General features: G+C 61.5%; 24 protein-coding genes and 1 tRNA gene. 11 read left to right on the forward strand and 14 right to left on the reverse strand.

The window, feature by feature from the left end:
* The first annotated feature begins 17 nt into the window (after positions 1–17).
* Positions 18–1,418 carry an amidase gene (locus tag ACE3PR_RS12665; RefSeq protein ID WP_374372402.1) on the forward strand — a complete coding sequence of 467 codons (1,401 nt, stop codon included), beginning with the start codon at positions 18–20 and terminating at the stop codon, positions 1,416–1,418.
* 87 nt (positions 1,419–1,505) lie between these two features.
* Positions 1,506–1,871 (forward strand): DUF983 domain-containing protein, encoded by a 366-nt coding sequence (locus ACE3PR_RS12670; RefSeq protein WP_374372404.1) that lies wholly within the window; start codon positions 1,506–1,508, stop codon positions 1,869–1,871.
* Positions 1,872–1,878: 7 nt separating this feature from the next.
* Here ACE3PR_RS12670 and ACE3PR_RS12675 read toward each other — a convergent pair whose 3' ends face one another.
* Positions 1,879–3,081, reverse strand: coding sequence for an EAL domain-containing protein (locus ACE3PR_RS12675; protein ID WP_374372407.1), 1,203 nt, complete (start codon positions 3,079–3,081; stop codon positions 1,879–1,881).
* Between the two features lie 61 nt (positions 3,082–3,142).
* On the reverse strand, positions 3,143–3,496 hold the full coding sequence (locus tag ACE3PR_RS12680; protein ID WP_374372409.1) for a cupin domain-containing protein: 354 nt from the start codon (positions 3,494–3,496) through the stop codon (positions 3,143–3,145).
* A gap of 266 nt (positions 3,497–3,762) precedes the next feature.
* Here ACE3PR_RS12680 and ACE3PR_RS12685 point away from each other — a divergent pair, with 266 nt between their 5' ends.
* The 4 genes from ACE3PR_RS12685 to ACE3PR_RS12700 all read left to right on the forward strand — a co-directional run bounded on the left by ACE3PR_RS12685 (position 3,763) and on the right by ACE3PR_RS12700 (position 8,394).
* Positions 3,763–5,211, forward strand: coding sequence for an MFS transporter (locus ACE3PR_RS12685; RefSeq protein WP_374372411.1), 1,449 nt, complete (start codon positions 3,763–3,765; stop codon positions 5,209–5,211).
* 122 nt (positions 5,212–5,333) lie between these two features.
* Positions 5,334–6,302 (forward strand): tripartite tricarboxylate transporter substrate-binding protein, encoded by a 969-nt coding sequence (locus ACE3PR_RS12690; RefSeq protein WP_374372413.1) that lies wholly within the window; start codon positions 5,334–5,336, stop codon positions 6,300–6,302.
* Positions 6,303–6,414: 112 nt separating this feature from the next.
* Positions 6,415–6,882, forward strand: a complete 468-nt coding sequence (locus ACE3PR_RS12695) for a tripartite tricarboxylate transporter TctB family protein (RefSeq protein ID WP_374372415.1) — start codon at positions 6,415–6,417, stop codon at positions 6,880–6,882.
* Between the two features lie 12 nt (positions 6,883–6,894).
* Entirely contained in the window at positions 6,895–8,394 is a 1,500-nt protein-coding gene (locus ACE3PR_RS12700; protein ID WP_374372417.1) for a tripartite tricarboxylate transporter permease, read from the forward strand.
* A 3-nt stretch (positions 8,395–8,397) separates the two neighbouring features.
* Here ACE3PR_RS12700 and ACE3PR_RS12705 read toward each other — a convergent pair whose 3' ends face one another.
* The 5 genes from ACE3PR_RS12705 to ACE3PR_RS12725 form a co-directional block, all read right to left on the reverse strand.
* A complete protein-coding gene (locus tag ACE3PR_RS12705; protein WP_374372419.1) occupies positions 8,398–8,898 on the reverse strand; it encodes a hypothetical protein in 501 nt (166 codons plus the stop codon).
* A 10-nt stretch (positions 8,899–8,908) separates the two neighbouring features.
* A complete protein-coding gene (locus ACE3PR_RS12710) occupies positions 8,909–9,262 on the reverse strand; it encodes a DUF6152 family protein (RefSeq protein WP_374372421.1) in 354 nt (117 codons plus the stop codon).
* Between the two features lie 74 nt (positions 9,263–9,336).
* Positions 9,337–9,996: a glutathione S-transferase family protein gene (locus ACE3PR_RS12715; RefSeq protein WP_374372423.1), complete on the reverse strand. Its 660-nt coding sequence runs from the start codon at positions 9,994–9,996 to the stop codon at positions 9,337–9,339.
* Between the two features lie 407 nt (positions 9,997–10,403).
* On the reverse strand, positions 10,404–10,967 hold the full coding sequence (locus ACE3PR_RS12720; RefSeq protein ID WP_374372425.1) for an N-acetyltransferase family protein: 564 nt from the start codon (positions 10,965–10,967) through the stop codon (positions 10,404–10,406).
* Complete coding sequence (locus ACE3PR_RS12725; protein WP_374372428.1) at positions 10,964–11,884, reverse strand: N-formylglutamate amidohydrolase; 921 nt, start codon at positions 11,882–11,884, stop codon at positions 10,964–10,966. Before ACE3PR_RS12725 ends, ACE3PR_RS12720 begins: the two co-directional genes overlap by 4 nt.
* A 257-nt stretch (positions 11,885–12,141) precedes the next feature.
* Here ACE3PR_RS12725 and ACE3PR_RS12730 point away from each other — a divergent pair.
* Positions 12,142–12,216, forward strand: a tRNA-Val gene (locus ACE3PR_RS12730).
* A gap of 31 nt (positions 12,217–12,247) precedes the next feature.
* Here ACE3PR_RS12730 and ACE3PR_RS12735 read toward each other — a convergent pair.
* The 3 genes from ACE3PR_RS12735 to ACE3PR_RS12745 form a co-directional block, all read right to left on the reverse strand.
* A complete protein-coding gene (locus ACE3PR_RS12735) occupies positions 12,248–13,216 on the reverse strand; it encodes an ABC transporter permease (protein WP_374372431.1) in 969 nt (322 codons plus the stop codon).
* Entirely contained in the window at positions 13,213–14,724 is a 1,512-nt protein-coding gene (locus tag ACE3PR_RS12740; protein ID WP_374372433.1) for a sugar ABC transporter ATP-binding protein, read from the reverse strand. The genes ACE3PR_RS12735 and ACE3PR_RS12740 overlap by 4 nt, the downstream gene beginning before the upstream one ends.
* 133 nt (positions 14,725–14,857) lie before the next feature.
* Positions 14,858–15,805, reverse strand: coding sequence for a sugar-binding protein (locus ACE3PR_RS12745; RefSeq protein ID WP_374372436.1), 948 nt, complete (start codon positions 15,803–15,805; stop codon positions 14,858–14,860).
* A 322-nt stretch (positions 15,806–16,127) separates the two neighbouring features.
* On the opposite strand from ACE3PR_RS12745, the gene ACE3PR_RS12750 reads away from it, so the two are divergent.
* Complete coding sequence (locus tag ACE3PR_RS12750; RefSeq protein ID WP_374372438.1) at positions 16,128–17,135, forward strand: LacI family DNA-binding transcriptional regulator; 1,008 nt, start codon at positions 16,128–16,130, stop codon at positions 17,133–17,135.
* 27 nt (positions 17,136–17,162) lie between these two features.
* On the forward strand, positions 17,163–18,143 hold the full coding sequence (locus tag ACE3PR_RS12755; RefSeq protein ID WP_374372441.1) for an NAD-dependent epimerase/dehydratase family protein: 981 nt from the start codon (positions 17,163–17,165) through the stop codon (positions 18,141–18,143).
* A 20-nt stretch (positions 18,144–18,163) separates the two neighbouring features.
* On the opposite strand, the gene ACE3PR_RS12760 is transcribed toward ACE3PR_RS12755, so the two are convergent.
* Positions 18,164–19,057: an AraC family transcriptional regulator N-terminal domain-containing protein gene (locus tag ACE3PR_RS12760; RefSeq protein WP_374372443.1), complete on the reverse strand. Its 894-nt coding sequence runs from the start codon at positions 19,055–19,057 to the stop codon at positions 18,164–18,166.
* A gap of 136 nt (positions 19,058–19,193) precedes the next feature.
* Here ACE3PR_RS12760 and ACE3PR_RS12765 point away from each other — a divergent pair, with 136 nt between their 5' ends.
* Positions 19,194–19,949, forward strand: coding sequence for an SDR family NAD(P)-dependent oxidoreductase (locus tag ACE3PR_RS12765; RefSeq protein WP_374372446.1), 756 nt, complete (start codon positions 19,194–19,196; stop codon positions 19,947–19,949).
* A 329-nt stretch (positions 19,950–20,278) separates the two neighbouring features.
* Here ACE3PR_RS12765 and ACE3PR_RS12770 read toward each other — a convergent pair whose 3' ends face one another.
* A complete protein-coding gene (locus ACE3PR_RS12770; protein WP_374372449.1) occupies positions 20,279–21,220 on the reverse strand; it encodes a DUF2971 domain-containing protein in 942 nt (313 codons plus the stop codon).
* A 74-nt stretch (positions 21,221–21,294) separates the two neighbouring features.
* On the opposite strand from ACE3PR_RS12770, the gene ACE3PR_RS12775 reads away from it, so the two are divergent.
* Entirely contained in the window at positions 21,295–22,161 is an 867-nt protein-coding gene (locus ACE3PR_RS12775; RefSeq protein WP_374372452.1) for a DUF3800 domain-containing protein, read from the forward strand.
* Here ACE3PR_RS12775 and ACE3PR_RS12780 read toward each other — a convergent pair.
* A complete protein-coding gene (locus tag ACE3PR_RS12780) occupies positions 22,148–22,663 on the reverse strand; it encodes a hypothetical protein (RefSeq protein ID WP_374372454.1) in 516 nt (171 codons plus the stop codon). The two genes, ACE3PR_RS12775 and ACE3PR_RS12780, sit on opposite strands and share 14 nt — an antisense overlap.
* Before the next feature lie 87 nt (positions 22,664–22,750).
* Positions 22,751–24,886 (reverse strand): malate synthase G, encoded by a 2,136-nt coding sequence (locus ACE3PR_RS12785; protein WP_374372456.1) that lies wholly within the window; start codon positions 24,884–24,886, stop codon positions 22,751–22,753.
* Between the last annotated feature and the right edge of the window lie 30 nt (positions 24,887–24,916).

Raw genomic sequence — 24,916 nt, forward strand, 5'->3', positions numbered from 1 at the left:
GTGGGGCAGAATCGCCGATGCACACCGACCTTGCTTATCTGACCGCGCAGGAATTGATCGCGCTCTACCGCAGCGGCAAACTCTCGCCCCTGGAGGCCACTCAAGCGGCTTTGCAGGCGATCGAGCGGCACAACGACCGGCTCAACGCCTATAGCTTGGTCGATGCCGATGGCGCGCTGGCGGCAGCGCAGGCCGCCGAAGCCCGGTGGCATCGGGGCGAGCCGCTCGGGCTGGTGGACGGTGTCCCGGTATCGATCAAGGACCTGATTCTCACACGTGACTGGCCGACCTTGCGCGGCTCGCGCCTTGTAAATCGAGAGCAGGATTGGGACGAGGACGCCCCCAGTGTCGCGCGTCTCCGGGAACAAGGTGCGGTGATCCTCGGCAAAACCACGACGCCGGAATTCGGCTGGAAAGGTGTTACCGATTCACCCCTCACCGGCATTACGCGCAATCCCTGGAATCCCGAGACGACACCAGGCGGCTCCAGCGGTGGTGCCGCTGTGGCCGCGGCCATGGGCATGGGCGCCCTGCATATCGGGACCGATGGCGGCGGCTCGGTGCGCATCCCGGCCAGTTTCACCGGCATCGTCGGCTTCAAGGCGAGTTTCGGGCGTGTACCGGCCTACCCCCTGTCCCCTTTCGGCACCCTCGCCAATGTGGGACCGATGGCGCGTTCTGTGGGCGATGCGGCACTGATGCTCTCGGTGATATCGCGTCCCGATCGACGCGATTGCTATACGCTTCCGATCGAGCGCCCTGATTATCACGAAACCCTCAATGGCAATATCGCCGGCTGGCGCATTGCCTATGCCCCTTCGCTCTGCGGCGAACCGGTCGACGCGGATGTGGCCAAATGCGTTGCCCAGGCGGCACGCACTTTTGAGACCCTGGGCGCGAAAGTAGAGGTTATCGAGCCCCCGCTGAAATCGAGCCTCGCCACCTTCCAGACACTCTGGTTCGCCGGCGCCGCTTTTCTCGTCAGCCAATATCCGGAACAATCTCTTGCCGCACTCGACGCGGGCCTCGCCGAGATCGTCGCCCAAGGGCGCCGCTTCTCATTGATGGATCATCTGGCCGCCACCAAAGCGCGCGAAGCCTTGAGCGTCGCGATGAACCAGTTTCACCGGCGCTTCGATTTGCTGGTGACGCCGACCATGCCGATCAGCGCCTTCGCCGCTGGTCATGACGTGCCGCCCGGATCCGGCCTTGCGCAATGGAGCGAATGGTCGCCCTTCACCTATCCCTTCAATCTCACCCGGCAGCCGGCGATCAGCGTTCCGTGCGGGCTCGGCAAGCATGGCTTGCCGGTCGGTCTCCAGATCGTGGGGCCGCTCTATGGGGACCGTGCCGTCCTCAATGCGGCACGTGCATTCGAGCAGAATCATGGCTTTACCCGCCCGCCCCTGGCTGCGTAAATGGTGTGAGGGCGACATCGGGCCGCATGGAGCTTGCCCGGCATTGATCTATGTTAAGCGGCAGTTTCCGCACAGGAGCCGATCTTGATGACCAGCCTTGCCGACCGACCGAGCCTGACGACCGCGCTGTTGCGCGGCTGGCGGCGCAAATGTCCGCATTGCGGCACGGGTTCGATGTTCCGCGGCTATCTGACCATCCGTGAAACCTGTGCCACCTGCGCCCAGCCCTTCGAGCCCTTGCGCGCCGACGACGCGCCGGCCTATTTCACCATCTCGATCGTTGGACATATCGTGGTCAGCGGCCTCCTTGGATTGGAGGTCTACGCCCATCCGCCGACCTGGGTCCAATTGTCGATCTGGCTGCCGGCGACGCTGATCTTGACGTTGGGTCTGCTGCCCTATGTCAAGGGTACCGTGATGGCAGCGATCTATTGTGCGAACCGCTCTGACTGACGGCGCGTTACAAGGGCTGGCGGTGCCAGCCCAGGGCCCAGCCCTCGATTTCTTCCCCCGGCATCGGGCGCGCGACGTAGAAGCCCTGCATTTCGTCGCAGCCCATCTCGCATAGCAGATCCCAATCCGCCTTGCTTTCGATGCCTTCGGCGATCGTCTTCAAATTGAGCTCCTGCGCCAGGCGCAGCGAGAATTCCAGCACGCCCAGGAATTGCGGTTGGCCGAAGACGCCGGTCACCAGGGATTGATCGATCTTGGCCTCGGTGAAAGGCGTGTTCATCAATTGCTCCAGCGTGCCGACGCCGGTCCCGAAATCGTCAATCGACAGGCCGAATCCGTTCATGCGCAGCCGCGCCAACGTCTCCATGGCATAAGGCGATTCCGTCAGCGCATCCGCTTCCGTTACTTCCAATATGACCCGGTCCCGCGCGATCCCATGCTGATCCGCCAGGGCGGCGATGCGCGCCGGCAGATCTGGCCGCGAGAGCGAACCTTCGGTCAGATTGACGGAGACGGCAATATCGATGCCCATGTCGCGCCATGTGCGCGCCCAGGTGATCGACTTCTCCAGGACCACATCCGTGATGTCGTCGAGCAGCCCGCTGGCATCTGCCAGGGGAATGAAGGCCCCCGGTGGAATCAAGCCGCGCTCCGGATGCCGCCAGCGGATGAGCGCCTCCACGGCGGTGACCGCGCCATCTTCGCAACGCACCCGAGGCTGGAAATAGGGCACGAATTGCTTTGCATGGATCGCATGACGCAGTTCTTCGGCGGTGACATGGACCGACCGCGCGCGGAGCAGCGGCGCCGCCATCCGCCGCGCCAGCTGACGCAGCACCAAAGGCCGCAATGTTTCCGGTACGATGGGCTTGCGGATATGGCCGGCCACATCGAGGCCAAGCGCCCGCGCCATTGCCGCGACTGACCGCACGACGCAATCCTCGGTGGCACTGGCCAGGATCACCTGGCTGGCCAGGCTGCGTTCGGCAACGCGGCGCACGAAGGCGATGCCATCCAACTCGGCACCGGCCACGCCATCGAAGCGCAGATCGGTGACGATCAGATCCACCGATTTCTCATCGGCCTCCAGCAGGGCCAGAGCGATATCGGCACTCTCCGCCTCAAGCACTTCGGCGACGCCGCAATCCTTGATCATCTTTGCCGCCATGCGGCGCGGCACCATCTGCTCGTCGACCACTAGCACGCGCATGAAGAATCCAATCCATGGCAGGCGATATGTGGCACCGGGCGCCGTATGCCACGGATGGCACTCACGCCTTCGGCTCGAAAATGACGTACCATTTGCGCACCGCCTCGATCGTCTCCCAGGTGCCGACAAAGCCCTTGGGAATGATGAAGGCATCGCCCACGCCGAAGGTCTCCGCGTGACCATCTGCATCGGTCAGAATGGCCTTGCCGGCAAGGATCGCGCAGAATTCCTCCTCGCCGTAATTCACGCGCCATTTACCCGGGCTCGATTCCCAGATCCCGGCGAAAAACTGGCCGGTGGGATCGCTGTAGTAGTTCTGAAGTTTCGTGGCCGGATTGCCGCTGACAATGTTGCCGGGCACGCCGTTCTCGACCGCTGGCGGGTTGCTGCCGAAACGGATCAATTTCGCTGTCATGTTCATCCCCTTCAAGGCGCGGCCTGCTGACGGTCGCACCCGCAAATAATGGCGTCCCAACGCGTGCACCCATGCCCCCAAAGGCGCGCGGCTGTTCATCATGAACGCCATCTGGATGTCTACCACCAATACGGCTCCGCCGCCACACCCTAGACCCCACGAAAGTGTGTAATCCCGCCAGAAAATAAGGGCTTCTGGGCTTTGACGGGGAGCACCGCCCGACCTACATTCGCCGCGCGCCTCATGCCGACCGCAAGGATTTCCCCATGACCACCCCGCCTACAGCGCGCCAAGGCCCGGCCGAAGCCGGCGCCGGATCCTGGCGCCAGCTTTTCGGCGGCGGCCGCGGCCTCTATGTCGTCATGCTCAATCTCGGCATCGGCCTGCATGCGGTCGACGTCTTCGTCGTCTCCACCATCATGCCCGACGTGGTACGCGATCTCGGCGGGGCGCATTTCTACGCCTGGTCGACCATGCTCTACATGGTGGCCTCGATCGTGGGGGCGGCGGCGACCGCGCCCTTGCGCCGAGCCCGCGGTGGCCGCCAGGCCTATTGCATCGGCGCTATCCTGTTCCTGGCGGGTTCGATCGGTTGCGCGCTGGCCCCCAACATGGCGCTCTTCATCCTCGCCCGCGCCGTTCAGGGCTTCGGCGGCGGTATCGTGTTGTCGCGCTCCATGGCGATGGTTGGCGAGTTGTTTCCCGAGGCGATGAAGAAGCCGATCCTCGCCCTCATTTCATCGACCTGGGGTGTGGCGGCGCTGATCGGCCCCGCTTTGGGCGGCTCCTTTGCCGCCGTGGATTTCTGGCGCGGTGCCTTCTGGTTCAACCTGCCCTTCGTGCTGATCTTCCTCGGTGCGGCCTTGCGGCGCCTGCCGGCCGACAAGCCGGAGAGGCCCGCCACCTTCGGCTTCCCTTACCGGCGCATGGGCCTGCTGACCGCCGGTGTGCTCTGCATCGGCATCGCCAGCGAAGGCGGCAGCGCCCTGGCCCGCGCCGGGCTCATCCTCCTCGCCCTCTTGCTGGTTTACGGCACCTTCATCCTCGATCGTGCCGGCGAGAACCGGCTCTTCCCCAGCAGGCCCCTCTCGCCGATGACGACGACGGGCAGTGCCTATTGGGCGATGTTCCTCGCCTCGATGACGCATACCGTGATCGGCGTCTTCCTGCCGTTGGCCCTGCAAGAATTGAAAGGCGAGACGCCGATCGCCGCCGGCTACATGATGGCAGCACTCGCCATCGGCTGGACCAGTGCCTCCGTCTTCACCGCGCGGTGGCAGGGTGGTGCGGTGAATGCCGCCATGATCGGCGGCATGCTGCTCTGCGTCATCGGTCTCGCCGGTCTTGCCATCGGCGTCACCTCCCAGCCGGCCTGGGTGCTCACTTTGCTCAACACCCTGGTCGGCATCGGGCTCGGCAGTTCCAATCTCCACATCGTCGCCGCCGCGATGCGCCATGCGACGCCGGGCGAGGAATCCATCACCGCCTCCTCGATCCCGACCATGCGCTCGCTCGGCATCGCCTTCGGGGCCGCAGCGGCAGGTGCCGTCGCCAATGCCATGGGCCTCACCGACGATCTCCGCGCCGCAGACGTTGCTCATGCCGTCACCTGGGTATTGGGCCTCGGTGTGCTGGCCCCCTTGTGCGGATTCTTCTTCGTGCTGCGCTTCGTCTCTTTGTTGCGGCGCAACACTGGAGCCGGAATTCCCGACTAAAGTAGGGGGCGCCTCACAGGCACGTTGCTTGACAAGGGACGGCCTGAATGCGTGACTTTGGTCAAGCCAAGTGACGTATATCCGACCGGTCAAAACCGGCGCCATTTTCTGGGAGGACTGACATGAAACGCATGCTCGCCGCGGCCTTCGCCATGGCTCTGCTGCCCTTCGCCGCCGAAGCCCAATCCTATCCCGACCATACGATCACCGTGGTGGTTCCCTTCGCCGCCGGCGGCCCGACCGATACCGTGGCGCGCCTGGTCGCGGAATCGATGAGCCGCGAACTGGGCCAGCAGGTGATTGTCGAGAATGTCGGCGGTGCCGGCGGCACACTGGGAGCCGGCCGTGTCGCCAAGGCCGAACCCGACGGCTATACCCTGCTGCTTCATCATATCGGCCAAGCGACCAGCGCCACGCTGTATCGCAGCCTGCCCTATAATCCGCGCGAAGATTTCGCACCCATCGGCCTCATCACCGACGTGCCGATGACCGTGATCGCCCGCGCCGATCTCGAACCGGCCGACGGCAAGGCCTTGGTCGAATACATCAAGGCCAATGGCGACAAGATCAGCTACGGCAATGCCGGTATCGGCTCGGCCTCGCATCTCTGCGGCATGCTGCTGATGGATGCGCTCAAGGTGCAGATGACCACCATTCCCTACAAGGGCACCGGCCCCGCCATGACCGATCTCCTGGGCGGTCAGATCGACCTTCTTTGTGACCAGACCACCAACACCACCAGCCATATCAAGGCCGGCAAGGTGAAGGCCTATGCCGTGACCACGCCAGCCCGCGTCGCCTCTCTGCCCGACATCCCGACCACGGCGGAAGCCGGCATGGCCGGCGTCGAAGTGGCGGTTTGGCACGCGCTCTACGGCCCCAAAGGCACGCCGCAGGAAGCCATCGACAAGCTGTCGGCGGCTCTCAAGGTGGCGCTCAAGGACCCCAAGGTGATCGAGCGCTTCGCCGAGCTCGGCACCGAGCCGGTGGCCGAGGATCGCGCCACGCCGGAGGCGCTCGCCGCCTATCTCCCGGCCGAGATCGACCGCTGGAAGCCGATCATTGATGCGGCCGGAATCTACGCCGACTGACCGAGCGCGCAGGGACGAAAAACGCGGCGGGACCGAGGACTGGTTCCGCCGCATTTTTATGCGTGACCGCATTTTCATTTGCAGATGACGACTTTTACGGAATGATACCGGGATGAAAGCGATCGATATCCGCTCGAGGGATCTTTGGGCCGGCTTGCTGCTGATGGCGATCGCCATCCTGTTCGGCGCGACGGCGATCGACTATCCGATGGGCACTCCGCAGCGTCTCGATTCGGGCGCCTTCCCTGTCCTTCTCAGCGGCCTCCTGTTCCTGCTCGGCCTCATCATCACGCTGGTGGGTATATTCAAGGGCGGCGCGGTCGGGATCGAACATTGGACCTGGCGCGGCCTCCTCCTCATCGTTATCCCGCCGATCCTCTTCGGCCTCTTCGTGCGCGAGATCGGCCTCATCATCAGTCTGTTCGGCGTGGCCCTGCTCAGCGCCTTTGCCAGCCGCATGGCGCGCGCGCATGTGGCCCTCATCCTGGCGGCCGTGCTGACGCTGTTCTGCGTCGGCGTCTTCGTCTATGGCCTCGGCCTGCCGATCCCGCTCGTGGGTCGCTGGCTGAACGGGCAGTAAGGAAGCATCGCCATGGATATCTTCGCCAATCTCGCCCTCGGCTTCGACACGGCGCTCAGCCTGCAGAACATCGGCTATTGTTTCATCGGCGTGTTGTTGGGGACCGCCATCGGCGTGTTGCCCGGTCTGGGGCCGATCGCAACCATCGCCATGCTGCTGCCGACCACCTTCGCGCTGCCGCCGGTCTCGGCCCTCATCATGCTGGCCGGCATCTATTACGGCGCGCAATATGGCGGCTCGACCACGGCCATCCTCATCAATCTGCCGGGCGAAAGTTCATCCGTGGTCACCGCCATCGACGGCTATCAGATGGCACGGCAGGGCCGCGCCGGCGTGGCGCTGGCAACGGCGGCTTTGGGTTCCTTCTTCGCCGGCACGGTGGCCACTTTTCTGCTCGCCCTCTTCGCGCCGCCCTTGGCCGACATCGCGCTCGAATTCGGCCCGGCGGATTATTTCTCGCTGATGGTCCTCGGTCTGGTCGCCTCGGTGACACTCGCCCATGGCTCACTCCTGAAGGCGCTGGCCATGATCGTGCTTGGGCTATTGTTGGGCACGATCGGCACCGACATTTTCTCCGGCCAGCCGCGCTTCACCCTGGATCGCCCCGAACTCGCCGACGGTTTGAATTTCGTGGCGCTCGCCATGGGCATGTTCGGTCTCGGCGAGATCATCCGCAATCTCGAGAGCGAGCACACCCGCGAGGTGATGGTGCGCAAGGTCACCGGGCTCTTTCCGAAATGGGCCGATCTGAAAATGATGGCCGGACCTATTCTGCGCGGCACCGCATTGGGCTCGGCACTGGGCATTCTGCCTGGAAACGGCGCCGTGCTCGGCTCCTTCGCCGCCTACAGTATCGAAAAGCGCCTGTCGAAAACGCCGGGCCGTTTCGGCAAGGGCGCCATCGAAGGCGTGGCCGCGCCCGAATCCGCCAACAACGCCGGCGCACAGACATCCTTCATCCCCATGCTCACTTTGGGCATCCCGTCGAGCCCGGTGATGGCGCTGATGATCGGCGCCCTCATCATCCAGGGCATCACGCCCGGGCCCAATGTCGTCAACGAAGAGCCGGAATTGTTCTGGGGCATCATCGCCTCGATGTGGATCGGCAATCTGATGCTGGTGCTCCTGAATCTACCCTTGATCGGCATGTGGGTGCGGCTGCTGACCGTTCCCTACAACCTGCTCTTCCCGGCGATCATGGCCTTCTGCTGCATCGGCGTTTACACCGTCAACAGCAACCCCTTCGATCTCTTTGCCATGGCCCTCTTCGGCTTCTGCGGCTATCTGCTGGTAAAGCTCGATTTCGAACCGGCCCCGCTCCTCCTCGGCTTCATCCTCAGTCCGATGCTGGAGGAGAATTTGCGCCGCGCCATGCTGCTCTCGCGCGGCGACCCGATCGTCTTCGTGACTCGCCCGATCAGTGCTGGTTTGCTGGCCGCCGCCGCCTTGCTGCTCCTGCTGCTGGTCAGCCCCAAGCTCCGCGCCAAGCGCGAGGAAGCCTTCAACGAGTAACGCTTAGCCGTAGCCGATCAGCCGCCCGGCGGTTGCCGCCGAGAACCACAACAGCAGCGACAGGCCGGCCTGCGCGCGGGCGACCGGCGGCGCATTGTCGTTCCAATGCCCCAGGCGGCGCGACCAGGCGAGGCGGAAGAGTCCCGCATTGACGAGAGCCGCCACGATGACGAGCAGCTTCACGCGGAAAATCGTGCTGGCGCTCAGCGGTCCCGCATCCGCGCTGAAGATCAGAAAACCGCTGCCCAGCATCATGCCAAGGCCGATCAGCGCGATCGGCGTGAGATAATACGAGCAGAGCTTGAGCGGCAGGTCGCGCGCCCATCCCAGGACGCGCAGATCGAGCAGGCCGATCGCCCCCACCAGAAGAATGAGCCCGAAGATATGAAGAAGGTTCATCAGGGGATAGAGGAACAGCGATTCCCGCATCGCGGCGCCCAGCGCCGAATGCTCCAATTGGGCGGCGATGGCTGCTATCCCCTCCACCGCCGCGCCATGCTCCATGACCCGTCCCTCAGCGCAATTCGGTGGTCGTGCCGTCGATCGTGATGCGCTCGACCCGCATTTCATGCGCGGTGACGCGGCTGGGATAGCCCTCCACCGTCACCTCCTGGCCAACCTTCAGATGTTCGGGCAGCAGGCCCCGGGCGGTCATGCGCGAAGGCGGCGCCAGGACAATGTCCCAGACGGCACCCTCATGCGTGAGCGTAATCAGGCCGTGGGGAAAGCGGTATTCCGCGCTTTCGATCGGCGCGGTGATCTTCAGCACGGTATTTGGATCGTAGGAACTCCAGCCGTGATGCGCCAAAGCCGCCACCGGTACCAGGGTGAGGGCCAAGGCGGCAATTGCGAGGCGAGCCTTGGTCATGATCATGACAATCTCCGTCGCAAGCAAAGCAGGAAAGAAGGGGAAAAAGGGATGTGGGGACGGCGCGCGCCGTTTCAACCCAGATTCGGCCGCGCCCGCGACCAGCTCGCCCGTCGGGACACAGCGATCCACCAGCGTGACAGGCGCGTCGAGGCGGCGATGGCATCCTTCCCTTCTGGGGTCGCCATCAGATAACTCACAATCGGCAACAGCATGATATCGGCCAGGGAAAGATCGCCGCCGACCAGGAATTCCGATCGCTCGCCGTCATGAGAAAGCAGCGACAATTGCTCGATCGCGTAAAGCGAGTCACGCAAGGCCGGCAGCACGCGGGTGATGAGGTTGATGTCGGTGGCGCCGCCCAGGAACGGCATGAACAGGCGTTGCGCGATCACCACGCCTACCGCGCTGGGACAGAGGTGCTGGCGGATGACGGCCATGATCTGTGTCATCAGCGCCCGGTCACGGGCCTTCTCGGGCTGGAGGATCGGCCCCGGGAAGGCTTCATCGAGATAACGCAGGATGGCTTCAAGATCGAACAGCATCAGTCCGGCATGGCTGAGACTCGGCTGGCGTTCGCATAGATAGGTCAGCAAATCTGCCAGACGAAAGCCACCTGCCTTCAACAGATCCGGTTCTTCGAAGTGATAATTGAGACCTTTTTCCTCGCAAGCCAAACGCGCGGCCGCGACATGCGTTCCATTGATCGGGCCGCTCAGAAGAATATCGGTCATGTCATCGACGTTAGCGATGCGGCCGAAGCCCGGTCAATGGCCCGCACTCTCCAGTCACCCACCGGCAATCTCGCCGGTTCAGATACTTGAGCGCAGAAAATTTGGTTATTTTGTTAAGTGATAATAAACCCTACTAAACCAATAGTGTTGCATAGCAGCAACATCATTTTTGCCAGTTTTTTCAGCAAGATGACGCTTAAATAACCAGCGCCTTAATGCTTGACATTGCACCGCACAAGAGCCATCTTTGCCTTGCGACGGCGCATTTCTCCCCTGACAGGCGCCGTCGCAAGGCGCCCCTCATGGGCGTTTCCTCCCAGAACTTGGGCCGTGCCGTAAGGCACGGCCTTTTTTTCTGCCTGGGTTCCGCCTGTGTTAAGTAACTGGAATTCTTAATTTGCCAGGGGTTAATTTGTCGGAGTAGTGCTGGCGCCCTCGCCGAGCGCGCGCTGCATCAGGACCGAATCCACCCAACGTCCGAACTTGAAGCCGATTGCCCGGAAAGTACCCGTCATCTCGAATCCGAGCGAGCGATGGAGCCCGACCGAGGCAAGATTCGCCGAATCGCCAATCACTGCGATCATCTGTCGCATGCCGAGCCCCGTGCTCTCATCGATGAGCCGCGTGAGCAAGGCCCGGCCGATTCCCTGCCCCATGGCCTCCGGGGCCAGATAGATCGAATCCTCAACCGAGAAGCGGTAGGCGCTCCGGGGCCGGTAGGGACCGGCATAGGCATAGCCGGCAATCCCCGCCACTCCGCCCATTTCGGCTACCACATAGGGCAACCCCGCCTGGCGGATGGCCTGCCAGCGCCGGGTCATCTCGGCCACGTCCGGCGGTACTTCCTCGAAACTGGCGAGGCCAGTCTTCACATGATGGGCATAGATCGCCTGGATGGTGGCAAGATCGCTCTCCACGGCCGGCCGCAGGCTCACGGCCCCCGGTTCCACGTCAACGCGCTCCATATTCATGTCCGCAGCAAATCCTCCACCCGGTCCATCAGCATGGCGATGAGGCCCTTCATCGTCGCCTGCATGCCGGCGAAACCGGCATGGGGTTCCAGGCTCCGCTCATGCACATAAAGCGCTCGGTTGATCTCGACCTGCAATACATGCACGCCGGTTTCCGGCCGCCCGTAATGCTGGGTCACATAGCCGCCCGAATAGGGGCTGTTGCGCCGCATCTGTGCCCCACCCGCGCGTAAATGCGCGTCGATGGCGGCGGTGATGCCGGCCGCGCAGGACGCGCCGAAACAATCGCCCAGCACAAAATCGACCCGGCCGTTGCGGCCCTTTTGCGCTGCTTCCCGGTCATGCCCGCCGCCATGGGAGGGCATCGAATGGCAATCCAGCACCAGGCAATGGCCGAATTGCGCCTTCGCTTCGGCGACCAGGCCGGCTAGTGCCTCATGATAGGGCTGGTAGCAGCGCGCGAGGCGCGCCTCGGCCTCGGCATAGGCAAGTTTCTGGCGATAGATCTCGCGGTCATTGGCGCCCAGGCGCGGCACCACGCCCAGCCCCGCCGCCACGCGCGGCGATTGGGTATTGGCCTCGGCCGGCAGGCGATCCGAGAACATCGCCGGATCGAGTTCCAGCGGCTCGCGATTCACATCACAATAGCTGCGCGGAAACAGGGCGGCCAAAAGCGGCGCCCCCAGATCGGGTGCCGCCGACACCAATTCGTCGACATAACAATCTTCGGAAAGCCGCAATTCCTGGCGGGTCAGGCTGGCGCTGGCCAGGAAATCGGGCCGGTAATGATGCCCGGAATGCGGCGATGCAACGATCAGCGGCGCCAGCCAGGTTTTGGGGCGCAACAATCGGATCGCGGCATCGTCCGGTTCGGCGGCGGCTTCCGGCGGCTCGACAAGGGATCGCGAATTGGACATCTGCTCAAGCTTTAATGAAAAACGCCGCGCCTGTCACGAGGGCACGCCGGAATCGGTCAAAAATCCGGCCTGGAGCTGACGACCTATGCCCTTCCAAAGATGCGGGAAACGGCGCCGGCGGGGCGCCCGGCCTACAATGCTTGCATTCGGCCCGGGAGGATGCTATTTGCCCACCCGCCGATGGATTGGGCCGTCCCCTTTCGCCCGATCACCTTCGCCACCCCGTCAAATCTCAGACGGTTCAGGGCACATCAGGCGGGCGCGTAGCTCAGCGGGAGAGCACTACCTTGACATGGTAGGGGTCACAGGTTCAATCCCTGTCGCGCCCACCATTTCCCCCATGCCGGATATGATTTGCGCGCTTTATGCGCCGGTCCGTTTTGCCAGCAGGCGCTTCCGGAACTCGGCGAATTGCGTGTCGGCCAGCACGCCGATCAGGATCACAGATCCCATCACCGCGAAATTGAGCGAGCTCGGAATGCCGAGCAAATTGACCAGGTTCTGCAACACCTGCAGCAGAATGGCCCCCAGCACCACACCGACGATCGATCCCTCGCCGCCGCGCAGCGAGAAGCCGCCCAGCACCGCCGCGGCGATGGCGTAGAGTTCGTAGAAATTGCCGTGGGATGAGGGCGAGATCGAGCGCGTATACATGGCAAAGAAAATCGCCGAGATCGCCGTCAACAGACCGCAGATGACATAGGCCGCGACGATGACGCGCTTGGTATTGATGCCGGAATAACGCGCCGCCTCCTCGTTCTTGCCGACGGCATAGAGATACCGGCCGAAGACCGAGCGGTGCAGCACCACCCACATGATCGCGGCCACGACCAGCATGGCAATGAAGGAATGCGGCACGCCGAAGAAGCGCCCCGTGGTGAGCCATTCCAGGGTGGGGAAGCTGACGCCGAAGCCGAAGCCCGCCGTGGCATCGGCGGTATAGAACCGCGCGACACCGCGATAGATCAGCAGACCGCAGAGCGTCACGATGAAAGGCTGCAGATAGAGCCGCGTGATGAGGAGGCCATGGGCGAGGCCCGCGATCATGCCGAGGACCAGCATCAGGATGAGCGCCAGCGGCCAGGCCATTTCGTGCGTGACCATCAGATCGACGAACAGCACCCCCAGCAGGGCGATGATCGATCCAACCGAAAGCTCGATCCCGCCGGTGATGATGACAAAGGCCTGGCCGATGGCAAAGAGGCCGAAGAGCCCCACCAGATTTGCGGTATTGCCGAGATTGATCGGCGACAGGAACAGCGGGTTGATGATCGCCACCACCGTTCCGACCACCAGAATGAGAATAAGAAGACCGATATCTTTCTTGATCATGCCGCATTCATCCTGTGGCCGACGGCGAGTTGCAGAACATTCTGCTCGCTGAATTCGGATCGTTCGAGAAACCCGCTGATGCGTCCCTCATGCATGACGGCAATGCGGTCGCTGACACCGATCACCTCCTCCATATCGCTGGAAATCATCAGGATGGCGACGCCGGTATCGGCGAGATCGCGCAGGATCCGGTAAAGATCGGTCTTGGCGCCGACATCCACACCGCGTGTGGGCTCGTCGCAGATGAGGAGGCGCGGCGTCATGGAAAGCCATTTCGCCAGCACCACCTTCTGCTGATTGCCACCGGACAAGGATCCGCTCTCGGTGTTTACATTGGGCGCACGGATGTGCAGCCGCTCCTTCTGCACTTCCGCATTCCGGACGATCCTGTCCTTCACCACAAATCCCCGCGCGGCATAGCCGCCAAGATCCGAGAGGGCAATGTTCTCGGCGATGGCGAGATCGAGGAGCAGGCCGGATTGCTTGCGGTCCTCCGGCACCAGGAAAATTCCTTGAGCGATGGCCGCACGCGGATTTGGGATATCCACCACTTTTCCGTCCAGCGCGATGGTTCCCCCCAGCAAGCGGTCGATGCCGAACACGGCGCGCGCCAATTCCGTGCGTCCCGCGCCAATGAGCCCGGCAAGGCCCAGGATCTCGCCTCGCCGGATCTGCAGCGAGACCGGGTGATCCGGATAGGCCGAGGTGCGCGCCTCCGCGATGTCGAGCGCCACCTCGCCCGGCGGACCCGCCGGTGGCAGATAGAGCGATTTGAGATCGCGCCCGATCATCAGGCGGATCATCTCGGCATGAGTGATCTCTTCTTTGGGCAGATGGCCCACCACCCGGCCGTCCCTGAGGACGACCACCCGGTCGGCGCATTCGGTCAGTTCATTCAGCCGATGGGTGATGAAGATGATGGCGACACCCTTCGCCTTCAGCTCGGCGACAATGGCGAGCAAGCGTTCCGTTTCGGAAAGCGTGAGGCTCGAGGTCGGCTCGTCCATGATGATGAGGCGCGCATTGAGCGACAGCGCCTTGATGATCTCCAGCAATTGCCGCTGGCCGATCGAGAGTTCCGCCACCATCGTCTCCGGCTGGAAATCCACCTTGAGCGCCGCGAAATGGGGTTTTGCCTCGGCATAGAGCCGCGCGCGGTCGACTAGGCGCAAAGGCCCGGCGCGCAAGGGTTCCCGCCCGATGAAGACATTCGACGCCGCGTCGAGATTGTCGAAGAGATTGAGTTCCTGATGGACGAAGGCGATACCGGCGGCGATGGCATCGGGCACACCAAAAATCGGCCGCTCGGTGCCGTCGATATGGATGCTGCCGGCGGTCGGCTTCACCACGCCGCCCAGGATCTTCATCAAGGTCGATTTGCCGGCCCCGTTCTCGCCCACCAGGCCGACGATCTCGCCCGGCGCCACGGAGAGGGAAACCTGCTCCAGGGCATGGACACCCGGATAGCTCTTGCTGATATCGTTCAGTTGGAGAAACGGATCGGCCATCGCTCTGTCGCCCCCGGCGGTCGCGCTACTGAAGTCTGATGAAATGGAAGGGCGGATGCAAGAAGGTGCTGGCGCGAAGGAAACCGCTCCTCGCGCCAGCACGGCCCCAGGGCCTATTGGCGGCTATTTGCGCCTATTTGCCGAGCGTCGCCTTCAGATTGGCTTCGAACTCGTCGACATTGGCCTTGTCGATCACCTTGGTCGGCACGATGAAGAGCTTGTCCGCTGGGATCTGCGACTTGTCGCCTTCGAGATAGGCGGCCATCAGCTTCATCCCCTGATAGCCCCATTCGAACGGCTGCTGCACCACGGTGCCGGCAAAGCTGCCATCCTTCACCGCACCCAACGTGATGGGATCCTCGTCAAAGGCGATGACGGTGATCTGGCCGAGTTTGCCGGCGGCCTGCAGCGCCTCATAGATCTTGGGCGGATTGTAGGAGTAGAACCCGACCATGCAGGTGATCTCCGGATTGGCCGCCAGCACATCGTCGACATTGCTGCGAGCCCGGGCGAAATCGACGTCGTCGCCGCGCACGTCAACGAGTTCGATCCCCTTCCCTTCGACCGCCTGGCGGAACCCGGCGATGCGTTCCTTGGCATTGTCGGCGCCGAGGAAGCCCACGAAGCCCATGCATTTGGCACCACCCGGCAAGGCCTTCACCGCAACCTCGCCTGCCTGCACACCGGCCAGCGTGTTGGAGGAACCGAGATAGGCGATGCGGTTGCTGTCGGGCGCGTCGCTATCCGTGGTGAACAGCGGCACTTGGCCCGCGATGCGGTTGAAGGCATCGATCGAGGTCTTGGGATCGACCGAGGAAATCATGATGGCATCGGTGCCGGCGGCAACGAGATCGTCCATCAAGGCGTTCTGCAAGGCGGCCGTGCCCTGCGCCGGATATTTGAACTGCAATTCGTAATTCGGCAATTCGGCTTGCGCCTTGTTGACACCGGCCTCAGCCAGCTTCCAGAAATCCGACGCCGCGTTGACGACGAAGGCCAGTTGCTTCTTTTCCTGCGCCATGGCTTGACCGGCAGCCAGCAGAATGGCGGCGGATGCCGCCGCAATCATAAGTTTCTTCACGGTTTTTCCTCCCAATAAGGATGTTGGTGGCTTCTCGAAGCTCCAGCGGTCTCAAGGCGCCGCTTTCCAGTGATGTTCCATGAGTGGTAATATTTCGTCAATCAGGAAATATCATACAAATAGAAAATCATTAAAAACAGGATGTTGCATGTGCTAATATGCGCATGAAGCAGATGATGGGAAACACCGCAGGAATCTCCGGCAGATCACTGCATCCACGCGAAAATGAGCCCCCATGAACGCCCCCAACAAGCCGCCACTAAAGGCTGTCACAGCGCAACGGAAGGTTGGAGGTAAAACCCCTCAACGCCGTGCGCCAACCATGATGGATGTCGCGGCGCAAGCCGGCGTGTCACAGACCACGGTCTCGCTGGTGCTCAACGATGCCATGGGCGCGCGCCTCTCCCACGAGACGCGGCATCGCGTGCTGGCCGCGGCCAAGGAGCTCGGCTACCGGCTCATCCGGCGCGGGCCGTCGCGCACAAGCGCCACCAGCACCGGCGCCATCGGCTTCATGGCCGATGAATTCTCGACTGATCCCTGGTGCGCCCTGGCCCTCGACGGCGTGCGCGAAAAGGCCTGGGAATTCGGCCTCACCGTCAGTGTCGCGGTGACGCGGGGCGATGCCGGGATGGAACAGGCGGCGCATGCGCAATTCCTCAATCAGCCGCTGCTGGGCCTCATCTACGCCACCATCCAGACCCGCCGGATCGAGCCCACGCCGGCGCTTGCGCGCCTGCCGGTGGTGCTCCTCAATTGTTATGCCGCTGACCGTTCCCTGCCCTCGATCGCGCCCGGCGAAGTCTTGGGCGGTCGCATGGCCACCAAAAGGCTGATCCAGGCCGGCCATACGCGGATCGGCCTCATCGAGGGCGAGACCTGGATGGATGCCATGCGCGACCGCCTCAAGGGCTATCGCCAGGCCCTGGCCAGTCATGAAATTCCGTTCGACCCCCATCTGGTGCGGCCGGGCAATTGGGAACCCTCGGCCGGCTATGCCCAGACTCATGAATTGATGAAGCTGCGCCAACCGCCGACGGCGATCTTCTGCGCCAACGATCTGATGGCGCTGGGCTGCTTCGAAGCCCTAAAGGAATTGGGCAAGCGCATTCCCGAGGATGTCGCGGTGATCGGCTATGACGACCGCGAGATCGCGCAATTCATGCGCCCGCCCCTCACCACCATGTTGCTGCCGCATTTCGAGATGGGCACGCTGGCCGTGGAATACATCATCGATCACGCGCGCCGGCCGGAGAAACGCCCAGCCCAGATCAAGGTCGAATGCCCGCTCGTCGAGCGCGCATCGGTACAAAAGATGGCCGCCCAATAAGGCCCGACATCTCAGGGGAGAAGGATCATGCTGCTTCTTGTCACCGGCGCCACCGGCAAAGTGGGCTCAGCCCTCATCGACACCTTCCTGCGCGACCCGCGCTGGCGGGATGCGAAAATCCGCGCCCTCTGCCACAGCCGCACGATCGCCGCGACCGAGCGCGTGGAAACGATCCATGGCAGCATCGCCGACCGCGACAGCGTCGACCGCGCCATGAGCGGCGTCACCCATGTGGTGCATCTCGCCACCTGCAAGGAAATTCCGGAAACCGTCATGGACGTGACGGTGAAAGGACTCTTCTGGTTATTGGAAGCCTTCCGCACATCCCCCAGCGCCGAACAATTCATCCTCATCGGCGGCGATGCGGGTGTCGGCCATTTCTTCTACGAACATGATGGCCCCGTCACGGAGCGGACCCCGCATATGGCCTATCCCGGCTGCTACGCGCTCTCGAAAGTGCTCGAGGAGGTGATGCTGGAACAGTTCCGCATCCAATACGGCATCAACACCTGCTGCCTGCGCGCGCCCTGGATCATGGAAAAGGACGATTTCCGTTATACCCTGAGCTTCGGCGACGATCTCTTCGGCGGCCCGGATTGGAAAAAGATGGTGACGCCGGAGGTTGCCGAACGCTGCCGGCGGGAAAACACCATCCCCCTCCTCCGCGATGCGCACAATCGCCCCTTGAAGCGCAACTTCGTCCACGTGACCGATCTCATCGCCGCCATCCTCGCCGCCCTCGGCAACCCGATCGCGCGCGGCAAGCTCTACAATGTCGCCATGGACGAGCCGGTCGATTACGGCGCGCTCGCCAGCTATCTCCAGAAGACGCGCAACCTGCCCGCGATCGACATTCCCAGCCGCTACCATTCCAACTGGCTCGACAACACCCTCGCCAAATTCGAACTCGGCTGGCGGCCGGCCTACGACCTCCCGGCCCTTATCGAAGCGGCGTGGAGCTACAGCCGCGCGGCGGATGATCCGAGGAAGGTCTGGTATCCCGGGTAAGCCACCGGATTCACGCTGCTTCAGGCGCTGGCCTGGACCTTTTCTCGCGCCACCTTCATATCCCGGACCGGCGGTGAGCCGAACATGCGCCCGTAATCACGCGTGAATTGGGGCACGCTCTCATAGCCGACGGCAAAGGCCGCGCTGCTGGCACTCATTCCTTCCGATTGCATCAGCCGGCGCGCCTCGATGAGGCGCAATTGCTTTTGAAATTGCAGCGGAGAGAGGGAAGTTACCTTGCGGAAATGCTGGTGAAACGACGAGGGACTCATGCCGGCCACGGCGGCCAAGCGCTCAACCGGCAGCGGCTGCGCGAATTCGGCGCGAATCACAGCCACCGCGCGCGCCACACGTTGCGCGCGACCGTCCGGCCAGCCCAGATTCCGGATCGCGGCGCCATGCCGGCCCACCAGCAGCCAGTAATGCATCTCGCGCACGAGCGAGGCTTGCAGGACCGGTACCGATGCCGGGCGATCGAGCAGGCGCATCAACCGCAGTGCCACGTCCGCGACATCGGCTTCGGTCGGGTCAACCCGCACGGGCACATGATCGCTTGTGAGTGCCGCTTTCATCTGCATGACCAGATCTGCAATGACACCCGTATCCAGTTCCAGTACCAGCGAGAAGTAAGGCGCCGCGACGCTGGCGCGCGTGATCTGGCTGACGGTCGGCACATCCGCCGAGATCATCAGTGAATCGCCGGCGCCGAAATCGAAAGCCTGCGATCCCATCGTGACGCGCTTGCTTCCCTGCAACACCAGGCATACCAGCGGTCGAGAGATCGCATAAACGAGGCGGCTCTGCGCGGTGGCGCGCACGGTTGTGAGGCCGGGAATGGGTGTCTCGGCCAAACCGGTTGGATCGGAATGAGCCTCCGCATAGCGGCGGACGGCGGTGAGCAGGGCGTCGGTCATGCCGTGATCCTAGCCCAGCCCCCGGCCGCGCACAAACCTGGGTCGGAGGAATTGGCAAAAAACACCGAGGTTCCCGCAACAATAATCGCTGCTGCTGCCCGATATAACCTCCTGTGAATGCAACAGGAGTTTCCACATGACCAAGATCACTCTCATCACCGGCGCCAGCCGGGGGCTCGGCCGGAACGCTGCTTTGAGCAACGCGCGCCACGGTCGCGATATCATCCTTACCTATCGAAATCGTGCCGAGGACGCGCAGGCCGTCGTCGCCGAGATAAACGCTCTGGGTCGCAAGGCGCTCGCCTTGCAGCTTGATACCGGCACCGTCGCCGGTTTCCCCGCCTTTGCCGAACGCCTGCGGTCGGCATTGCGCGATACCTGGCAGCGCGAGACATTCGATCATCTCGTGAACAATGCCGGCCACGGCGATTATGCCCTCATCGAGCAAACCACCGAGGCTCAGTTCGATAGCCTGGTCAATGTCCACTTCAAGGGCGTGTTCTTCCTGACCCAGGCGCTGCTGCCGCTGATCGCGGATGGTGGCCGCATCGTGAACCTCTCCTCCGGCCTTACCCGCGTTTCGGCACCCGGTTGGGCCGCTTACGCCGCTGTGAAAGGTGCCGTCGAGGTGCTGAGCGTTTACATGGCGAAGGAATTGGGCAGCCGCGGAATCGCGGTCAATACGGTGGCGCCGGGTGCCATTGAGACCGATTTCTTCGGTGGTGCCGTCCGCGACACGCCGGAGTTCAACAAGTTCTTCGCAGACATGACGGCATTGGGCCGCGTCGGCCTGCCCGACGACATCGGACCGATGATCGCGAGCCTGCTGTCTGAAGACAATCGCTGGATCAACGCCCAGCGGATCGAGGTCTCCGGCGGCCAGGGTATTTAGTATCGGGTGGGCGCGCCATCGGGCACGAGACCTCTATCTATTAGACCTCTATCTATTAAGGTAGAGGTCTCACGTTCGCCCCGTGCCGCGCGCGCAGGCCATCTCCAGAAGACGCGCAAGCTACCCGCGCTCGACATTCCCAGCCGCTATCATTCCAACTGGCTCGACAACACCCTCGCCAAATTCGAACTCGGCTGGCGACCGGCCTACGACCTCCCGGCCCTCATCGAAGCGGCGTGGGGCTATAGCCGCGCGGCGGATGATCCGGGGAGGGAGTGGTATCCGGGGTAAGGCCTTAGGTTGTCGAACTCGACACCCCTGACCTGGAACTATACCGGCGTGAATTCATCGAGAATGTCACGATATCGCCTGGGGTAATGCGCGAGCATTTCGCCCATATCTAAGGGCCGCTTCTTAAGGCTAAACGAGCCTCGTGTTTCACATATCTCATAGAAGCGCACTTTAGGCCTTCTTCTTTCAAGCGCTTTGATAACCACGTACTGCATTGGGCTTTCACACTTCAGGCCAAATATTACTTCCTCCAATTCAAGAGCCGAATTGCTAAGGCCTCGATCGCCAATAAGTCGCCACTCGCGTTCGTACTTCCACTCTGGGGCCTTTCGAGCGAGTACAGCTCGATCTACTATCTGGCGCGCAGATTTGTCTCCACTTAACATGGCCGCGATGTCACTTACTTTCACTCGTCGTCCACCTCGATAATCAACCTTGATAAGGTTATCTACATCTTCAGGCGGTACTGAGTACCCAATGCATATCCCCTTGTGCTGATCTCCATAGTGACTCCACATCAGGGGGCAGTTAGGGCGTTCGGCTAAGGAAAGAACTCCCTTATTGTATCGTCGCCGGAGCTCTACTTCGATACTGCTCCGTAGCAATTGTTTCAACCGCTCTTGCTCCTCCGCTGCGTGCTCGATATCGGTAGCGAAATATTCTATCTCGGAAATAACTCTGGCAGCGCTACGGCGACTCAGTTTTGAAATGTGATTGACCGTCTTGGGTCCACTGTAATTGATGGCATGTGCGGCCGCATTCATCTCGGATCTCTCACGCTCAGAGACCATTTTAGAGAGGACTTCTTTGAGATCGACATTTTCGATGTCGACCTCTAGGTGTGGCTGTGTATCAAGCGGATCATTGAAGGTTGAAGGATCCGCAAAGAAGGTGTGATCCACCACTAACAAGTCGAGTGTCAGATTGTTGAATGCACGATACTTGTAGAGCCTTTGCGGCACTTTTTTTGACACGGCCATCACAAACCCCCTTGCCACTTGTACTGACTCGCCCTTAGGTTGTGCGAGATAAGAAATCTTCGCGGAGACGCAAGATGGCTGTCAACTACATAGTCTATATTGATGAGTCCGGCGATCCGGGACTTTGTGGAGCCGCAGCAAACAGCGTGACAAATGATTGGATGCTCCTTTCAGCCTTTGTCGTGAGGCAGCGTTACGACACTGACGTTCAGCAATGGGCTGATGAAATCCGCGGCAGATTCAAGAACTCGCAACGTCCAGATATTCACTTTTCTGATCTGATACCCGTAAAGAAGCGTATCGCCTGCGAAATGATTGCGACGAAACCATGTCGCTATTTCTTCGTCGCTTCACACAAGGAAAATATGCGCAGCTATCGAAACGAACGAGTCAAAGTTTCTGGTGGAGCTTGGTATTACTGGTGGCTAAGCAGAATTCTACTCGAGCGCGTCACTGCATTTTGTTATGCACGCTCATCACCAGTGTCGCGCTCGAAAGAAACGATGCGCATCATTTTCTCAAAACGAGGTGGACTTAAATATGCTGATTTCGTTCAATATATGCGGAAAATTGAACGACAGAGCCGCGCCGGTCGCCTCTTCCTGAAGCGCGGCGATTTAGTGTGGTCAATGATTGATTATGACGAAGTGAGAGTTCTTCCTCACGCAGCGCATGCCGGTTTGCAGATGGCCGATATCGGAGCCGGGGCCTTTTATCAGGCGGTAACAGCAGATATCTCCGGTGAGTTTCATGCAGAGTTTCTAAAAGCGCTCACGCCAGTCATTGCAAAAGATGCACATGGCACGATTTTGAACTGTGGCGTGAAAGTAATGCCTAAGTTGAGCGATTTGGCATTGAAGCCTGACCAGCGCATGATTTTTGAGCATTTTGGCTACAATCCCAATGGCTGGTCGCCGAATGCACAAGCTAAGGCTTCATGATTTTGGGAAAGTGATATCTAAATGCATTCACCACCTTCTTTAAAGCGGCTTTGTCGTGTGAATGTGTCCATCTAACTTCGTTCATTACTGTGTAACCCGCTTTTCTCAACGCTTGAGCAAGTCCCTTCTCTAACGCACCAATTGCATTCCGCACTGGCACATGATCATCCATACAGCCTGTAGTAATCTCTGGGTAGATCGGACCATGGCAAATAAACTCAAAGCTCGAACAGTTTTCTGGCTCGTGGCCCAACTTAGCCAAGTGCCGCTTCAGCGCATTCTGGCTTTTAAGTTTGCTGAGGTGTTGGCCTAATCGCTGATATGGGGAGACGGCAAACGGACTTGAGTTATCGCCAGTTCTGCCAACATAGAGTAGGCTTTTGCGATCAACCTTCACGCGCCAAACATAAAGCCAAAACCCACGGCTGAGCATTCCCGGAGGAAGATCCAATGCGTAAGTCTTGGCGCCTGATTTTATCCGTCGAGTTTTTATCTTCGACATCACGGCCTTCACAAGGACTGCACTCACCACTATTAAGTTAAAATTGTTCTTTGGCAAATTCCAGTATCGTGATGACTCGCTGAAGCCCTAATTCCGCCCCTTCACCCGCAACCGCGCCGCATGCAGCAGCGGCTCGGTATAGCCATTGGGCTGCTCCCGTCCCTTGAAGACCAGATCGCAGGCCGTCTGGAACGCAACCGACAAGTCGAAATCCGGCGCCATCGGTTTGTAGGCGGGATCGCCCTTGTTCTGGCCGTCGACCACCGCCGCCATGCGCTTCATGGTCTCCATCACCTGCGCGGGCGTGCAGATCTTGTGATGGAGCCAGTTGGCGATGTGCTGCGAGGAAATGCGCAAGGTCGCGCGGTCTTCCATCAGGCCGATATTGTTGATGTCGGGCACCTTGGAACAGCCGATCCCCTGGTCGATCCAGCGCACCACATAACCGAGAATGCCCTGCGCGTTGTTTTCGATTTCGCGGAGGATCTGCGCCTGCGTCCACTTGCGGAAGGATGCCACCGGGATGTCGAGCACCGCATCGACATGAGCGCGCCGGCCGCCGGCCGCCAGTTTCTTCTGTACCGCGAAGACATCGATGCGGTGATAATGGAGGGCGTGCAAGGTCGCCGCCGTCGGCGAGGGGACCCAGGCACAATTGGCGCCGGCCTTCGGGTGCTCGATCTTCTGTTCCAGCATCGCCGCCATCAGATCGGGAGCCGCCCACATGCCCTTGCCGATCTGCGCCTTGCCGGAGAGGCCGCATTCGAGGCCGATATCGACATTGAGATTCTCATAGGCCGTGATCCAGCCCTTGCGCTTGATGAAATCCTTGCGCGAGAAGGGGCCCGCTTCCATCGAGGTATGAATCTCGTCGCCGGTGCGGTCGAGGAATCCGGTGTTGATGAAGGCGACGCGGTGCTTCGCCGCGCGGATGCATTCCTTGAGATTGACGGTGGTCCGCCGCTCTTCATCCATGATGCCGAGCTTCACCGTATAGCGCGGCAAGCCCAGGACATCCTCGACGCGGGCAAAGATCTCGTCGGCGAAGGCCACTTCCTCCGGCCCATGCATCTTGGGCTTCACCACATAGACCGAACCATGCGCGGAGTTGCGGAGGCCCTCGGTTTTCCTGAGGTCATGAAGCGCGATGAGGGTCGTCACCATCGCATCCATCAGCCCTTCGGGAATCTCGTTCCCGTCCTTGTCGCGGATCGCGGGTGTGGTCATCAGATGGCCGACATTGCGCACCCAGAGCAAAGCGCGGCCTTTCAGGATCAGTTCGCCACCCTCGGGCCGCGTGAAGACCCGGTCGGGATTGAGCCGCCGGATCGTGGACTTGCCGCCCTTCTCCACCACGGCCTCAAGATCGCCCTTCATCAGGCCCAGCCAGTTACCGTAAGCCTGGACTTTGTCCTCGGCATCGACGCAGGCGACCGAATCCTCGCAATCCATGATCGCCGACAAGGCACTTTCGATCACCACATCCGCGAGCAGTGCCTGGTCGCGGCTGCCGATCGGATGCGCCCGGTCGAAGACCAGTTCGACATGGAGATTGTTGTTGCGCAGGAGGATCGAATCCGGCGCGCGCGGATTGCCGCGATAGCCCACGAACTTCTCCGGCTGCATCAGCGGCAGATCGTCGATGAGGAGAACGCCGTCCTTCACATGATAGCGGCGCACGTCGGCGTGACTGGCACCCTCGATGGGAAAGGCCTCGTCCAGAAACACCCGTGTGCGCGCCACCACCCGGGCACCGCGCCCCTTGTCATAAGTGCCGCCCGGCACGGGCAAGCCCATGACGTCGGTGCCATAGAGGCAATCATAGAGGCTGCCCCAGCGGGCATTGGCCGCGTTGGCGGCATAACGCGCGTTGGTGACCGGCACGACCAATTGCGGGCCGGCAACCGAGGCGATCTCCGGATCGACGTTTTTGGTTTCGATGCTGAAATCCGGACCTTCGGGCAGCAGATAGCCGATCTCGGTGAGATATTCCTTCTGCGCCGGAATGCCGGCATCGGGATGGCCCCGGAACCAGGCATCGATCTTGGCCTGCAACGCGTCACGCTTGGCCAGCAGCGCTCGGTTCTTCGGCGCCAGGTCATGCACCAGATCCGAAAAACCCCGCCAGAACCGGTCGGCGTCGATACCGGTGCCGGGGAGGGCCCTTTGCATGATGAAGTCTGAAAGCTGCTGGTCAACCTGGAGACCATGGTGATTCATCATGCCCTGGAACCCATCCTCGGTAGCGTTACA

Origin of the sequence: Dongia sp. (genome assembly GCF_041909655.1) — a bacterium.
Classification (GTDB): Bacteria; Pseudomonadota; Alphaproteobacteria; order Dongiales; family Dongiaceae; genus Dongia.

What these genes read in the sequence shown, in the direction of transcription:
- ACE3PR_RS12750 (WP_374372438.1), top strand. Translation starts at nt 16,128, where the DNA reads ATGATGGATGTCGCGGCGCAAGCCGGCGTGTCACAGACCACGGTCTCG.
- ACE3PR_RS12760 (WP_374372443.1), bottom strand. Translation starts at nt 19,057, where the DNA reads ATGACCGACGCCCTGCTCACCGCCGTCCGCCGCTATGCGGAGGCTCAT.
- ACE3PR_RS12680 (WP_374372409.1), bottom strand. Translation starts at nt 3,496, where the DNA reads ATGACAGCGAAATTGATCCGTTTCGGCAGCAACCCGCCAGCGGTCGAG.
- ACE3PR_RS12665 (WP_374372402.1), top strand. Translation starts at nt 18, where the DNA reads ATGCACACCGACCTTGCTTATCTGACCGCGCAGGAATTGATCGCGCTC.
- ACE3PR_RS12690 (WP_374372413.1), top strand. Translation starts at nt 5,334, where the DNA reads ATGAAACGCATGCTCGCCGCGGCCTTCGCCATGGCTCTGCTGCCCTTC.
- ACE3PR_RS12740 (WP_374372433.1), bottom strand. Translation starts at nt 14,724, where the DNA reads ATGGCCGATCCGTTTCTCCAACTGAACGATATCAGCAAGAGCTATCCG.
- ACE3PR_RS12700 (WP_374372417.1), top strand. Translation starts at nt 6,895, where the DNA reads ATGGATATCTTCGCCAATCTCGCCCTCGGCTTCGACACGGCGCTCAGC.
- ACE3PR_RS12720 (WP_374372425.1), bottom strand. Translation starts at nt 10,967, where the DNA reads ATGAATATGGAGCGCGTTGACGTGGAACCGGGGGCCGTGAGCCTGCGG.
- ACE3PR_RS12780 (WP_374372454.1), bottom strand. Translation starts at nt 22,663, where the DNA reads ATGTCGAAGATAAAAACTCGACGGATAAAATCAGGCGCCAAGACTTAC.
- ACE3PR_RS12705 (WP_374372419.1), bottom strand. Translation starts at nt 8,898, where the DNA reads ATGGAGCATGGCGCGGCGGTGGAGGGGATAGCAGCCATCGCCGCCCAA.
- ACE3PR_RS12785 (WP_374372456.1), bottom strand. Translation starts at nt 24,886, where the DNA reads ATGATGAATCACCATGGTCTCCAGGTTGACCAGCAGCTTTCAGACTTC.
- ACE3PR_RS12765 (WP_374372446.1), top strand. Translation starts at nt 19,194, where the DNA reads ATGACCAAGATCACTCTCATCACCGGCGCCAGCCGGGGGCTCGGCCGG.
- ACE3PR_RS12675 (WP_374372407.1), bottom strand. Translation starts at nt 3,081, where the DNA reads ATGCGCGTGCTAGTGGTCGACGAGCAGATGGTGCCGCGCCGCATGGCG.
- ACE3PR_RS12715 (WP_374372423.1), bottom strand. Translation starts at nt 9,996, where the DNA reads ATGACCGATATTCTTCTGAGCGGCCCGATCAATGGAACGCATGTCGCG.
- ACE3PR_RS12685 (WP_374372411.1), top strand. Translation starts at nt 3,763, where the DNA reads ATGACCACCCCGCCTACAGCGCGCCAAGGCCCGGCCGAAGCCGGCGCC.
- ACE3PR_RS12670 (WP_374372404.1), top strand. Translation starts at nt 1,506, where the DNA reads ATGACCAGCCTTGCCGACCGACCGAGCCTGACGACCGCGCTGTTGCGC.
- ACE3PR_RS12775 (WP_374372452.1), top strand. Translation starts at nt 21,295, where the DNA reads ATGGCTGTCAACTACATAGTCTATATTGATGAGTCCGGCGATCCGGGA.
- ACE3PR_RS12710 (WP_374372421.1), bottom strand. Translation starts at nt 9,262, where the DNA reads ATGACCAAGGCTCGCCTCGCAATTGCCGCCTTGGCCCTCACCCTGGTA.
- ACE3PR_RS12695 (WP_374372415.1), top strand. Translation starts at nt 6,415, where the DNA reads ATGAAAGCGATCGATATCCGCTCGAGGGATCTTTGGGCCGGCTTGCTG.
- ACE3PR_RS12755 (WP_374372441.1), top strand. Translation starts at nt 17,163, where the DNA reads ATGCTGCTTCTTGTCACCGGCGCCACCGGCAAAGTGGGCTCAGCCCTC.
- ACE3PR_RS12770 (WP_374372449.1), bottom strand. Translation starts at nt 21,220, where the DNA reads ATGGCCGTGTCAAAAAAAGTGCCGCAAAGGCTCTACAAGTATCGTGCA.
- ACE3PR_RS12735 (WP_374372431.1), bottom strand. Translation starts at nt 13,216, where the DNA reads ATGATCAAGAAAGATATCGGTCTTCTTATTCTCATTCTGGTGGTCGGA.
- ACE3PR_RS12725 (WP_374372428.1), bottom strand. Translation starts at nt 11,884, where the DNA reads ATGTCCAATTCGCGATCCCTTGTCGAGCCGCCGGAAGCCGCCGCCGAA.